This window comes from Bradyrhizobium sp. AC87j1, assembly GCF_002936975.1.
In the GTDB taxonomy this organism is placed as follows: domain Bacteria; phylum Pseudomonadota; class Alphaproteobacteria; order Rhizobiales; family Xanthobacteraceae; genus Bradyrhizobium; species Bradyrhizobium shewense.
Map to the genome: position 1 here is coordinate 1 of NZ_PTFE01000161.1, position 11,422 is coordinate 11,422.

The following is an 11,422-nucleotide window of genomic DNA, read 5'->3' on the forward strand; positions in this document are numbered from 1 at the left end:
AGGCGGAAGATGTTATCCAGGATCTTGGCGTTGTTCGGCTCCTGTTCGAACTTCACCAACTGGTTGTCGACGGTGTCCAGGCTCTCGCTGGTCTCCGTCAAAAACTCCCGCAACAGATCATCCATGAAAACAGGCCTTCATACAGGGCGGGCACGCACGAATTGTGATGCGCCTATTCGGAATGGGGCCAGCTTCACCGCAAAGCGTTTAATATTGGTTGAGTATGTGCAAAAGAACGGAACCAACAAAGAGATAAGGCGCTCCGGACAAGCCGAAGCGCCTCGTAAAGATTTGATTAAGATGCCGAGCGCGCTGCGCGCGTTTACGAAGCGGTAATGATGATGGCTTCGCCTTCCGGCTTGAGCGTCACGGTGAGCCCGCAGGCCTGCGCCAGCAGCCGCGTATAATAAGGCTGGATCGCATGCGCATCCGCGGCAGGGCCGCGCTCGCCGCTCAGCAGCTCGGAGATGTTCTGCGGCAGGCGCGCATTATGTCCGGTCGCGGTGATGCGAAAGCTCATCGTTTCGCCCTCGCCGATCGGGTCGATCGTCAGCATGCCGCCGCGCGGGATCGTGTGCTGGGACACGACCAGCATGTTGAGCAGCAGCTTGACGCGATTCTTCGGCAGCAGGAGCCGCGGCAGATTCCAGGTGATCGAGCACTTGCCATCCTCGATGTGCCCGCGCGCCATGGTCTGGGCATCGCCGAGATCGATTTGCGCGCCGGAGGAGCCGGCGGCCCCGAAGGCGAGACGGCAGAACTGGAGCCGGGCGGAGGCGGTCTTGGCGCTCTTTCGAATCAGGTCGAGCGCGAATTCGCGGTCTTCCGGCTTGGGATCGTCGTCGAGCACTTCGAGCCCGTTGACGATGGCGCCGACGGGGCTGATGAGATCGTGACAGACCCGCGAGCACAGCAGCGCTGCGAGTTCGAGCATATCGGGAGCAGTAGCGGTCGCGGGCGACGAGGCGTCAGACATATAAAGGGGTCCTGGAGGGTTCCTGAAATTGCACGGCGCTGGACGCCGCGAATCACGCATGCTTGACGGATGCTGCGGGTTCTAACATTCGCCAGCCCGTGGCAGCTAGCTTGCGATAGGTTCGAAGCGGCCATAAAGCGCTGCGGGCGAATCAACTGAGAGGGGCGAGACTTGCTGACGAATGAGGCACACAGGTGAGGATCATCGACGCCGAGGCCGCATCCCGGTTGATGGAGCCGCTCACCGCCCTGGTGGTGAAGGCGGGCGAGGCGATCCTCAGCGTCAACCGCGCGGCGATGCGGATCGACGGCAAGCAGGACGGCTCGCCGGTAACCGAGGCGGATCTTGCCGCCGACCATATCATCGCGGACGGCCTGGCCCAGCTTGCGGGCGACGTTCCGACCCTTTCGGAAGAGCGGACCGAGCTCGCCTCGCCATCGTTTGAGGGCAGCTTCTTCCTGATCGACCCACTCGACGGCACCAAGGAGTTCGTCGCCGGCCGCGACGAGTTCACCGTCAACCTCGCTTTGGTGACATCAGGCGTGCCGCTGCTGGGCATCGTCAGCGCGCCTGCGCTCGGCCTGCTCTGGCGCGGCATCGTCGGCCGCGGCGCCGAGCGCGTGAGCTTTGACGGCGCTACCATCGGCGTGGCCGAGCCGATCCACACCCGCAAGCTGCCGGCGCAAGGCGAGCCCTGGATCGCGGCGGTGAGCCGCTCGCATGGCGATCCCAGGAGCGAAGCGTTCATCGATAACAGGCCCAACGCCGTCAGGCGGACGGTCGGCTCGGCGGTGAAATTCGGTCGGATCGCGGAAGGCAGCGCCGACATCTACCCCCGCTTCGGGCCCACTTGTGAATGGGACGTCGGGGCCGGCTCCGCGGTCGTGACCGCGGCCGGCGGCAAGGTGACCGACGGCAAGGGCGGCGAGCTCCGCTTCGGCGAGCGGCACGCCAGCGGCTTCATCATCCCGGAGTTCATCGCCTGGGGCGACCCGCAGGCGGCAAGACTCTGAAGGCTGCTACTGACCGAGCTTGTCCTGAAGGGCGGGCCAGCGCTTGCCGACTTCATAGAGGAACCGCTCGGGATTGGCGGCGAAGGCGTCGCGGTTGGCTTCCCGGCTGAACAGATAGAGGCGCTGCGCCACGATCGCGAAGAAACGGGGATTGCCGGCGACGGTCACCCCGCGGGCGATGTCGGCGGGGTCGTAGCCGCCGAATTGCGGGCCATAGATTTCGGGATGGGCCAGGAAGGAGGCGCGGTTACCCTCGTTGCGGAAGCGCCAGACCGCGCCCCATAGGTTCGCCTCGAACTCCGCCGTGCCCCGCATGGCCGCCCCCGCGACGAAATAGGCGACGGGGTCGAACCCTTCGATGGCGACGCCGGTGAAGCGGTTGACGACGACCCGCTCGGTGGTGGCGGCCCCGGCCGGCCTGACCGGGCCGGTGAGCCATATGCCCGGCAGCAGCCAAACGAGGAGGCCGATCAAGGCAATTCCGGGGCGCAAAGGGCTATCTTCCTGCCGTTGTGCCGTCATAGTTGCTGCGGATAACATCCGAGTCGAGGGGACATCCGGCGCAACCTAGAGCCTCGCCTGTTGGCGTCAGGTTAAGGAAGCGACCGGTTTCGGTACCAGGGGTTCTTTTATGACTTTCGCATCACGCCTTGCTGCGCTCGCGCTTGCCGCGATGGTCGGCTGGATCGTGCCGGCCTCGGCCCAGCAGGCGCCGCCGCCCAATCTGCCGCCGCCGCAGCGGACCCCGACGCCCAGCACCTACGGGCCGGACGAGCTCGTCGGCGCCGGGCACCGTTTCTTCGGCAACGTCTCGCGCGGGCTCGCCTCCATCATCGAGAAGGCGATCAGCCAATGGGGCCTGCCCAACGGCTATATCCTGGGTGAGGAAGGTTCCGGCGCATTCGTCGCCGGCCTGCGCTATGGCGAAGGCACGCTCTACACCAAGAATGCCGGAGACTTGCGCGTCTACTGGCAGGGCCCCTCGCTCGGTTTCGACTGGGGCGGCGACGGCGCGCGCACCATGACGCTGGTCTATAACCTGCCCGCCACCAACGCGATCTACCAACGCTTCGCCGGCCTCGACGGCTCGGCCTACATCATCGGCGGCTTCGGCATGACGGCGCTCACCGCCAACAACATCGTGCTGGTGCCGATCCGCTCCGGGCTCGGCCTCAGGCTAGGCGCCAATATCGGCTATCTCAAATACACGCCGCGTGCGACCTGGAACCCATTCTAGGGTTTTCCTCTCCCATCGGGCTTACGGATCAAGGTTAACGACAGGCCGGGGCTGGCTTTTTGCCGGGTCGCCATGGCATGGTCGTTGGTGAATTTTTCCTTAAGCTTGGGAGTTCTGCCCCATGGTCGAACCGATCATGTACCTGGCGATCGGTTTCCTGCTTTCGATGCTGTGCGGGCTCGCGATCGTGCCGCTGGTGCATAACCGCGCCGTGCGCCTGACCACGCGCCGGTTGGAGGCCGCAACGCCGCTGTCGATGGCCGAGATCCAGGCCGACAAGGACCAGCTCCGCGCCGAATTCGCCATGTCGGCGCGGCGGCTCGAGATGAGCGTCGATCAGCTCAAGAACAAGACCACGAGCCAGCTCGCCGAGCTCGGCAAGAAGAGCGACGCCATCAACCGCATGAAGATCGAGCTTGGCGAGAAGAACGCCACGATCTTCGCGCTGGAGGCGCGCGAAAAGGCGGTGAAGGAGCAGCTCCGCGCCACCGAAGAGGAATTCAACGCCAAGACCGAAGCCTTGCGCGCCGCCGAGAACGCGCTGACCGACAAGCAAGGCGAGCTCGCCAAGATCAACTCCGAACTGTCCGACCGCTCGATGATGGCGGAGAGCCGCCAGGTCGAGCTGGTCGCGGTGCGCGCCCAGATCGAGGAATTGAAGAACCGCGTCGGCGATGCCGAGAAGGAATTTGCCGCCACGCAAGCGCGCCTCGCGCAGGAGCGCACCGAATCCGAGACCGCCTCGCGCGAGCTCGGCGATGCCCGCGGCCGGGTCGAGAACCTGAGCCAGCGCGTCACCGAGCTCGATCGCCAGCTGATCGGACAGGTGAAAGAAGCCGAGATGCTGTCGGGTCGCGTCGCCGACCTCGAAGGTCGCCTCGCCACGCAGGGCAAGCTGCTCGCCGAGCGCGACTATGAGAACAACCAGCTCCGCCAGGCCCATGAGGGCAATGAGCGCACCATCAAGGAGCTGCGGGTCGAGATCGCGGCCTTGAGCGGCGGCAAATCCTCGGCCGCCGTGCAAGCGTTGCGCGCGGAGAAGACCGCGCTGGAGGAGCAGCTGCGCACCGCCCGCGACGAGCGCGCAAAGCTCCAGCGCGACATCAACGCGATCCAGCAGCAGGCGGAAAGCTCCTGGGCGACCGAGCGCATGGAGAACGCGCTGCTCCGCGAGCGCATCAACGACATCGCCGCCGAGGTCGCAAAACTCGCGATGCAGCTCGAAGGCCCGAACTCGCCGATCGAGGCGCTGCTCGCGGCCGAGGCCGGCCAGCCGCCGAAGCCGGCGCCGCGCCCGGCCAACGACGCCGCGACCAATGGCGCGCCGAGCCTGCCCGAGGGCGGCGGAACGCTGGCCGAGCGGATCCGGGCGCTGCAGGCCCACGCCTCCCGCGCCCGCCAGCAGGGCGCGTAAGCGGTCCGAATCCGGCCTCGGTCGCGAATTTGCGCGACTGAGCCCAAGGTTTTCCGCCCCCGCGGCGCCTGGAAACTTGACACCTCAAGCCCGCACTTCTAAATCGCGGGCTCCGATGCGCCGGCCGGCCGAACAGGTCCGGCCGTCTGCATGATGGTCCCGGGCGCATAGCTCAGCGGGAGAGCGTTCCCTTCACACGGGAGAGGTCCAAGGTTCGATCCCTTGTGCGCCCACCACCAAAACCTCTGTTATTCCAGCCTTTTTTGTAATTTCGTCCGCTAGCCTATTCGGCAGTTGCAGGCACGAAAGAGCAGAACTAAGCAGCAACACTCGGGGAAAGGCGGGGGAATTTGTTCTTGCAGCGTTCTGGGGTTAGAGAAGCTTAGCTCCCGCCTCTTCATCCCACTCCAGTTCGCATAGCACCTCGGTATGGACCGACGTCTCCGCGGTAAACCAGTTGGCATTCTCGATCATAAGTTTCCGAGCCGCCTCCTCTGCTTTCGCTTTGGAATCGCAGCGCTCACTGACGCTTGCGATCACTTCTCCAGTTCGTTGAACCGCATCCCATTGCGTTATCTCCACAAGCGCGTACCAGACGCCCCGCCTGTGCGTCGGCGAACCTGGATCTCGTGATAGCGATCAGCCGCCGCGGCAATCCCGAGCCACAGCGGCCCATCCGCTTCGATCTTGGCGTTCTCGCGCGCCTCAAACGCGGCGCCCTTCAGAGCAGGCTCGCTTAGCCATTGAAGCTTGTTGGCGATGCTAATCAGGCTCGTCCTGATCTCTCGGATCGCCTCCTTGGCCTCGTAGGTGACCTTAGGAGGCTTAGGAGCGATCCCTTGGGCGCGCTCAATGCGCGGCTGACTCGCTTCCTTGCGTCTCCAGATATCGTCCGCAATGGCGTCCAGGTCGTCCTTGGAGAGTGTCCATCGGTTCTCTCTCTCCCACTTCTCGCGATTGAGCTTTGGCGTGAGGTCCACGATCTTGGTCTGCGGTTGCTTTAAGGCTTCCTCGAGCGCCATGCCGGTTTCGAGCGCCGCAAAGCCAGATGCCACGAGGTCCTTGTGCACCTTACCCTTGTCGTCGAACGTCAGGAAACTCCCCTGCACTCTTTCAATCCGGAGCGGTCTCTTGCCCTCGTTCTCAAGGATGACGTCAGCAACCTTCTGCTTCGTGCCAGCGTACTGCGGCATGGCGTCCTTGCCTCTGATCAAGCCCATCATCACACGCTGCGAGATGCTTTGAAGCCCGTCTTCGGCGAAGAGATAAAAGCGAATTGAAAGACCCATGAGATCCGACCTGCACGACAAGCAGGCATGTTCCCGCACGTTGTCGAGATCGGCAACTGGCAAACATTCGGAAAATTCCGACTTTCTGGCTACGAGTGATCCACGCAAGGCCCTTGGCTCGGCCCGTATGCGCGCTGTCCTCCCGGTCGCAGTCGTCCTGCTCGCGGTCGCTAAGGCCCCAATGACGCCGCTGGTCGTCCAGCCGAGCGCCGGCTCGTCGTCCTCGCCCGGTTCGGCGCCGTCGTGCTCGTCCCTCCATGTCGTTGCCAAAGCCCATCGCGAGGCCGCTGTCTTGGTCGAAGCGCTCGAGGAGCCTAAGGGACGGCTCGTCGTCGCTGTCATCGGCCTCTTCGTCCTGCCCCTGAACCGGCTCTGATCGAAGGTCCGAGCGATCCACGGCGATCGGCCGAGGAAATCACCGCCGGTGCGCGGATCCGGTGACGCCAGGTCCTGTGGAAATCGGTTTGACGCTCGGGACGCGGCAGAAGCATTCCAGAGCAAACAATGGCCAAACGGCACACGAAGAGCAGCCCGCCATGGAAAGAGGGTGACCCAATCGCCGTCGCCAGGCTGGAATGGTGCCTCGATCGGCTTGCCGACAACATGCGCCAGTCGCCCCAGGGCGGCGAAGTCTATCTGCCGATCTGGGAGCGGCTTGAGTCCGAGATCGCTTCGCTAAAGGCGAAAGAGGCCATGATGGAGCGCGCGCGTGTTCGGGCTGCACGGCTTATGGAAGAGAAGAAATAAGCAGGACGATGCCCCTACCCGCCCGGAGGCCATGCGGCAGGCGCTGAAGGCTATTTCAAGGTCGCCTCACTGCTACAGTCGGCAGGCCTATGGCGCTCTATCTCAGTCCCCGCGGCGTCCTCCTGTTAGGCCATCATGCGTCATCTAGGCACCGGCTGAACCTGTCGAAAATGACAAGGGGGCGCCTGTGCCCCGTATTTTTCCTTGCGTCGAAAGTCTCAAATGTGCGCTGCACTGTGGCTTGCGCTCCCGCTGCGGTTGCGCTTTGATCTGCGCATTTCAAACGGGAGTTTTTTTAGATGGCTGATGTCAGGTGACGTGCATCAATAAGCAGCCCAGAAATAACGCTCATGAGGGCATCACACATCTTGGAAATTCAACCGGGAAGTGGACACGCCAAAGCGTGATCAACTGGATCGAAGCAGGCACCCATACTTTCTACACGCTGGTGAATGGCAAGCGGGCCGACGTTGGTGTCGTTCAAGGTGAAAACGGCAAACACGTAAGGACGTATGCTGACGGCTACTACAACGACAACCTTCTCGCGTTGCCGGAATGTCCCTAGTCACCAGAAAGATGGATCTGAATATGACGAAGTCCTTTGGACTTTTGGCCGTTGTGTTGACATGTCTGGCCTATACCCAGTGCGCGTTCGCGCGCGGCGGATCGCACGGTGGCCGCCTCAGTTATGGCGGCGGCCATCACACTAGCAGTCACGGGGGTAGCTTCGCAGGGGGCTCCGGCTCATCTCACCGCGGTGGCACCTACGTGAACTCCAGAACCGGCAATCGCTACGGTACCCATCAATAGAGACCCAGATGGGAGTGTTTAAAAGCAAAGAAAGTTGGGAACGCACGTTCCGGCTCAGAAGCCACCACGGCGTCTCAAAGGGGTTTCTTGCCGTCCTGTTTTGGCTGTGGGGCGTAGTCGGTCTGTTGTTCAACGCCGGCACGCTGTTCGGGCTTACTGGCAACATTGGAGTCGGAACGTCGGCCTACCTTACGGCAACCTGCCTCGTTTGGAGCGGCGGCATGGTGTTGTTTGGAATTGGCGCCCTACTCGCTCACGCAGATTTTGACGGTGAGAGGCCGATGGCGGAAGATCACGGCGACGTTCGGGTTACCTGGTAGATGCTCGCCGCGCAGCGGTACTACACACTAACAACCACGTGCCGCGCGATCTCTGTGCCTTCGCCATCAACGACCAGCACGACAGTTTCGCTAACGGGATCGTAGTCAGGATCGCTGCCGATATATTGAGCGACACCGGCACCGTACTGACTCGCGAGATCGGCCGAGCCAAACACCTCACCCTCGCTGTCCGGCTGAAGGAGACCGTTGTGGATGATCGGGAAATAATAGCGCTGCATAGGAGAGCCCTCCACCGCGGCGATCATGCGCTCATATCGAACCAGGGCGTACCTGTCTGAGGTGACAGGGATCGCTATGCAACGACACCCGCAGCACCGTCCCACTCAATCTCAGCGATATACCTCTCGCACTTTAGCTAACCACCGGACAATTACGGAGAGCGAAGCTGCTTTCTTTCTGGTGGACAGCCCTTGGTTGCGATAGTAGCTTAGTCGTTTTTCAGGACGTGAGATTTTCTTATGCGCGATTGGCAACTGCCGTTTTCTCGCGTGTGCTTGGACTGCACCTCAAAGCGCGAACGAGGATCCTACCGCCGCTGCACGGAGTATGGGGCAGATTTGCAACGCGCTGCGATTTTGAGCTCGTGATGCTGCTCTACATTTTCACGGTCATAATGATCGAGTCGTGGCTCGACTTCTGGCTCACGGCAGCCCACCGTGTCACCCCGGCATGCTGCCCGCGCTGGGGCACCTCATTCTGGGACACGACTGGGGACTGACTTGGAGTCCTGGCAGCCTGTTGAAGCAAGACGGCCTGCCAGCCTTTCGTCAGGTATCGCGAGCGCACCCAGTGCCTTTATGACTAACCCGCACACCGTAAGCAGCGCGGGCGCGGCGTCGAGCCGTAATGCCAAGCGCAAGCTAGGCTACAATAGCGCCTTATCCATCGGCAGATTCCGATCAATCTCCTCGGCCGCCCGCCTGCATCTGAGCGGTCCCTAGCAAGCTGACGCGCTTCAGCTCCACCATCGAGCCCTCAGTTTGCTACCCCGAGACAACCTGTCTATTTCGATCTCGGCAACACGTCCGATGAAATCTGGCGGCCGTTAACGCACTATGGGACGCACTGCCACTCGGACAGGTCTTCCGGAATGCCCATCTTCGTGGGGTCGCCAGCCCACGGCCAATGGCACATCCCGTTCGCTAGTTCGCCTGCGGCGACAACCGGTGAGATGTATTGGCCTAACACCTGACCGTCAAACAGGAGCGCGCAGCCACCCGGGACGCTGATGATCTCAGCTAACCCGGAGCCTGTTTCGTACGTCCACTTCATAACTAGCTACTCCCGCAACCTTAAGCAGCGCGGGCGCGACTCGGCGCCGGTCAGCTGGGAGGGTTGAAGTGGACAAAGGGAGGCGCTTTCCCTGCCGTGTCGCTAACGTCCTCCGGACGAATGCCCTGGAGCAACTACCAAGACAGGGCGGTGACTTGGCGATCAGTTTCAGGTCGCTGGCAGCGCGGGCGCGGCGCGCTGGCGAAAACCTTACAGGCACGCCACCCGAATCGGTTGGAACTCACTTCTTCCCCTCTAGAAGCTCGCGTATGCGCGCTGCGATTTTCCGCGCCTCCTCCGGCCCGGGGGCGAGTTTCACGCAATCGAGTATGCCTAACACTTCCTGGGCGTCCTCAGCATCGAACGTCGCGACTTGGCGATCTGCCAGGCTCAGGGACTGATCGACCGCACGGGCCTGATTGGCTGCAAGCACCGCAAGCGCTTGCGACCGGAGGGAAGTGATGTGCCGTTCGAATGTGTGCATCCGTTGGCCCGGTTTAACCTGGTGGGTACGAGTCGCGCCCATATACCCACTCGCTTCTGAATCTATTGTCGTGGCTTTGGACCAGAACCTGCGCGTCGTTTCCTGCCTGACCCTGCTCGTGGGCGTTTTCCACCGCGACACTGATGGCCTCTTGCTCGGTGGCATATGGGCCGGAGCACACATCCTTGAGCGAAACCATCCATTGGCCCTTGTAGCGCGTGACAAAGTATTGAACGCCAGCCATAAAGCCTTTCTCCGGCATCGCCTCTATGATCGATGGTCCGGATGATCTTGCAAACCTGACGCGGTCGCCTCAACTACCGGAGTTGGTGGCCGCCTCGCAGCGTCGCTAACGCGCGGGGTGGACGACATTCAAGTCGACGATCTCGTTACCTGGGTGCCTCACCGGCCCGCACGTTCTGAGGCCAGCCAGTCTGCTAACGGATCGCTCGACGCGCTCGCCCCGATAGGCAGACCGGAAGCCCGGTCCAGATACCAGTCAATCGCCTTGCGATCCCAACGCTGAGTGCCGGGAATAGCCTCCGGCACCAGGCCCTTCTTAACCCACGTGTTGAACGCGTCCTTGGAGCAGCCACAATAGGCGGCCGCACTGGCCTTAGTGAGGCCCCGAGGCACGATCTGATCGGCGCGTAACATCCGCTCCGAACGTCCCAGCTCTGCGGGCGAAGGTTTGTCACGCTGATGATCACCGTCCATTTGGGCACCACGGTTGAAGTTAGCGGGCACGTGACTCGGCGCACGACTTCAGACGAGCGCTGTCCCTACCACGCGCCGCTAACTTCAACGCTGCCAGCCTCCACGACGGAAGAAGCCGGCGGTAGGATACATCCATCAGGAAAAGCCCGGGCACAACTACCAGAATTGGCCGGTCCTTCCTCCTCGACCAGTCTCTAAGCCGGCCCGACAGCTTGCAGAGATGGGAGAGACCAGCATGCCCAAACGCGTGCGCATTTGTTGCATAAACAAGACTGACAGCCGAAGCGCACACGAGAGAATCAAAAATGTCGGCGGGATAAATTCAGACGGAACGCGATGGAAGCTATCCGTTAAGAAGACTATTCGAGACCTCGAAAGCCGCGAGTGGGAGTACTACGTCGAAGAATCAGGCGTCACTGTCGAAGTCATCGTCGCCACCGACGGCCGACACAAGTACATCAAGACAACAGTGGACGGCATTCAGCCGAACAATCTGCTCTCGCTCCCGGAGTGTCCGTGATGGTTATCGATCCCAGATCGCAGGCAGTGCGGGCGAGACTCGGCGCTGTTCGGTTGCGTTGGATCAGACGCTGTCCCTGCCCCGCCCGCACTACCAATTGGAGTTAGCGACAACGTGACTCGGCGCTGACTGTTCTGGAGCCATTGCGCTGTCCCTGCTACGTGCCGCTAACCCAATGGCTCCGTACCCGGGCTAGCTTACCGAAACCTGACAAGACGGGCGGCTATGGGTCGCCGTCACGCTGCGGGCTTACTCAGAAGCTCACGCAATATGTTTTGTGAACAAACCACGGGTCGGTCAAACCACTGTTGCTAACCGCTGCTTTTGAGCCGATGACCGGCATCGGCGACCGGCATCGGCTCGAGGCAAAGCCCAAGAGGCCGGCTATGCCAAAGACTATTCGTGAACAGCTCGACGAAGTAGAGCGAGATATCACGCTTTACAATGAATTCGACGACGCTGAGAAAGCTCGCTTCAAACTTGAGTGTTTCCTTTGGACCGCGGAAGAACGCATCGAATGGCAGGAGATGCAGCGTTCGATTGCCGAGTACCTCAGGGAGCTCCACGACAAGCGCATGTCCTTGCTTGACCAGCTTGAAGAA

16 protein-coding genes and 1 tRNA gene are annotated in these 11,422 nt (G+C 61.9%); 9 read left to right on the forward strand and 8 right to left on the reverse strand.

All coding sequences use genetic code 11. The features are described 5' to 3' along the window. Positions 1–322 precede the first annotated feature (322 nt). Positions 323–976 carry a histidine phosphotransferase ChpT gene (chpT, locus tag CV770_RS39030; protein ID WP_026202749.1) on the reverse strand — a complete coding sequence of 218 codons (654 nt, stop codon included), beginning with the start codon at positions 974–976 and terminating at the stop codon, positions 323–325. Positions 977–1,206: 230 nt separating this feature from the next. Between chpT and CV770_RS39035 the strand changes: the two genes are divergently transcribed. Next, positions 1,207–1,989 (forward strand): 3'(2'),5'-bisphosphate nucleotidase CysQ family protein, encoded by a 783-nt coding sequence (locus CV770_RS39035; RefSeq protein WP_104466111.1) that lies wholly within the window; start codon positions 1,207–1,209, stop codon positions 1,987–1,989. A 6-nt stretch (positions 1,990–1,995) separates the two neighbouring features. Here CV770_RS39035 and CV770_RS39040 read toward each other — a convergent pair whose 3' ends face one another. Continuing rightward, a complete protein-coding gene (locus tag CV770_RS39040) occupies positions 1,996–2,481 on the reverse strand; it encodes a YHS domain-containing (seleno)protein (protein ID WP_104466099.1) in 486 nt (161 codons plus the stop codon). 139 nt (positions 2,482–2,620) lie between these two features. Here CV770_RS39040 and CV770_RS39045 point away from each other — a divergent pair, with 139 nt between their 5' ends. The 3 genes from CV770_RS39045 (at position 2,621) to CV770_RS39055 (ending at position 4,876) form a co-directional block, all read left to right on the forward strand. Then, a complete protein-coding gene (locus CV770_RS39045) occupies positions 2,621–3,226 on the forward strand; it encodes a DUF1134 domain-containing protein (protein ID WP_018322430.1) in 606 nt (201 codons plus the stop codon). A gap of 121 nt (positions 3,227–3,347) precedes the next feature. Continuing rightward, positions 3,348–4,640, forward strand: coding sequence for a coiled-coil domain-containing protein (locus tag CV770_RS39050; RefSeq protein ID WP_104466100.1), 1,293 nt, complete (start codon positions 3,348–3,350; stop codon positions 4,638–4,640). Positions 4,641–4,801: 161 nt separating this feature from the next. Next, positions 4,802–4,876: transfer RNA gene (locus CV770_RS39055), tRNA-Val, on the forward strand. Between the two features lie 336 nt (positions 4,877–5,212). Here CV770_RS39055 and CV770_RS39060 read toward each other — a convergent pair. Beyond that, a complete protein-coding gene (locus CV770_RS39060) occupies positions 5,213–5,929 on the reverse strand; it encodes a hypothetical protein (RefSeq protein ID WP_104466101.1) in 717 nt (238 codons plus the stop codon). Between the two features lie 127 nt (positions 5,930–6,056). Here CV770_RS39060 and CV770_RS39065 point away from each other — a divergent pair, with 127 nt between their 5' ends. From CV770_RS39065 to CV770_RS39085, 4 genes are all read left to right on the forward strand, one after another. Then, positions 6,057–6,305: a hypothetical protein gene (locus tag CV770_RS39065; protein WP_104466102.1), complete on the forward strand. Its 249-nt coding sequence runs from the start codon at positions 6,057–6,059 to the stop codon at positions 6,303–6,305. 128 nt (positions 6,306–6,433) lie between these two features. Continuing rightward, positions 6,434–6,676, forward strand: coding sequence for a hypothetical protein (locus CV770_RS39070; RefSeq protein ID WP_104466103.1), 243 nt, complete (start codon positions 6,434–6,436; stop codon positions 6,674–6,676). 313 nt (positions 6,677–6,989) lie between these two features. Then, entirely contained in the window at positions 6,990–7,241 is a 252-nt protein-coding gene (locus CV770_RS39075) for a DUF3892 domain-containing protein (protein ID WP_104466104.1), read from the forward strand. Between the two features lie 253 nt (positions 7,242–7,494). Then, complete coding sequence (locus CV770_RS39085) at positions 7,495–7,806, forward strand: hypothetical protein (protein ID WP_104466106.1); 312 nt, start codon at positions 7,495–7,497, stop codon at positions 7,804–7,806. A gap of 20 nt (positions 7,807–7,826) precedes the next feature. On the opposite strand, the gene CV770_RS39090 is transcribed toward CV770_RS39085, so the two are convergent. The 4 genes from CV770_RS39090 to CV770_RS39115 form a co-directional block, all read right to left on the reverse strand. Further along, on the reverse strand, positions 7,827–8,072 hold the full coding sequence (locus CV770_RS39090; protein WP_245453988.1) for a hypothetical protein: 246 nt from the start codon (positions 8,070–8,072) through the stop codon (positions 7,827–7,829). A gap of 1,268 nt (positions 8,073–9,340) precedes the next feature. Further along, positions 9,341–9,625 carry a hypothetical protein gene (locus CV770_RS39105; RefSeq protein WP_245453989.1) on the reverse strand — a complete coding sequence of 95 codons (285 nt, stop codon included), beginning with the start codon at positions 9,623–9,625 and terminating at the stop codon, positions 9,341–9,343. After that, entirely contained in the window at positions 9,597–9,845 is a 249-nt protein-coding gene (locus CV770_RS39110) for a DUF2188 domain-containing protein (protein WP_349627990.1), read from the reverse strand. Before CV770_RS39110 ends, CV770_RS39105 begins: the two co-directional genes overlap by 29 nt. 140 nt (positions 9,846–9,985) lie before the next feature. Further along, the gene (locus CV770_RS39115) at positions 9,986–10,300 is read right to left on the reverse strand and encodes a TenA family protein (protein ID WP_146101443.1); all 315 of its coding nucleotides are present in this window, start codon (positions 10,298–10,300) and stop codon (positions 9,986–9,988) included. A 235-nt stretch (positions 10,301–10,535) separates the two neighbouring features. Between CV770_RS39115 and CV770_RS39120 the strand changes: the two genes are divergently transcribed. Beyond that, positions 10,536–10,820 carry a DUF3892 domain-containing protein gene (locus CV770_RS39120; protein WP_245453990.1) on the forward strand — a complete coding sequence of 95 codons (285 nt, stop codon included), beginning with the start codon at positions 10,536–10,538 and terminating at the stop codon, positions 10,818–10,820. Between the two features lie 311 nt (positions 10,821–11,131). On the opposite strand, the gene CV770_RS43085 is transcribed toward CV770_RS39120, so the two are convergent. After that, on the reverse strand, positions 11,132–11,422 hold a 291-nt coding region (locus CV770_RS43085; protein WP_210203166.1), incomplete at its 5' end, for a hypothetical protein.

Bases quoted from the DNA above. Each gene is read 5' to 3' on its own strand.
- chpT (WP_026202749.1), bottom strand. From the start codon at position 976: ATGTCTGACGCCTCGTCGCCCGCGACCGCTACTGCTCCCGATATGCTC.
- CV770_RS39090 (WP_245453988.1), bottom strand. From the start codon at position 8,072: ATGATCGCCGCGGTGGAGGGCTCTCCTATGCAGCGCTATTATTTCCCG.
- CV770_RS39045 (WP_018322430.1), top strand. From the start codon at position 2,621: ATGACTTTCGCATCACGCCTTGCTGCGCTCGCGCTTGCCGCGATGGTC.
- CV770_RS39120 (WP_245453990.1), top strand. From the start codon at position 10,536: ATGCCCAAACGCGTGCGCATTTGTTGCATAAACAAGACTGACAGCCGA.
- CV770_RS39035 (WP_104466111.1), top strand. From the start codon at position 1,207: ATGGAGCCGCTCACCGCCCTGGTGGTGAAGGCGGGCGAGGCGATCCTC.
- CV770_RS39105 (WP_245453989.1), bottom strand. From the start codon at position 9,625: ATGGGCGCGACTCGTACCCACCAGGTTAAACCGGGCCAACGGATGCAC.
- CV770_RS39085 (WP_104466106.1), top strand. From the start codon at position 7,495: ATGGGAGTGTTTAAAAGCAAAGAAAGTTGGGAACGCACGTTCCGGCTC.
- CV770_RS39060 (WP_104466101.1), bottom strand. From the start codon at position 5,929: ATGGGTCTTTCAATTCGCTTTTATCTCTTCGCCGAAGACGGGCTTCAA.
- CV770_RS39065 (WP_104466102.1), top strand. From the start codon at position 6,057: ATGCGCGCTGTCCTCCCGGTCGCAGTCGTCCTGCTCGCGGTCGCTAAG.
- CV770_RS39070 (WP_104466103.1), top strand. From the start codon at position 6,434: ATGGCCAAACGGCACACGAAGAGCAGCCCGCCATGGAAAGAGGGTGAC.
- CV770_RS39110 (WP_349627990.1), bottom strand. From the start codon at position 9,845: ATGCCGGAGAAAGGCTTTATGGCTGGCGTTCAATACTTTGTCACGCGC.
- CV770_RS39115 (WP_146101443.1), bottom strand. From the start codon at position 10,300: ATGGACGGTGATCATCAGCGTGACAAACCTTCGCCCGCAGAGCTGGGA.
- CV770_RS39050 (WP_104466100.1), top strand. From the start codon at position 3,348: ATGGTCGAACCGATCATGTACCTGGCGATCGGTTTCCTGCTTTCGATG.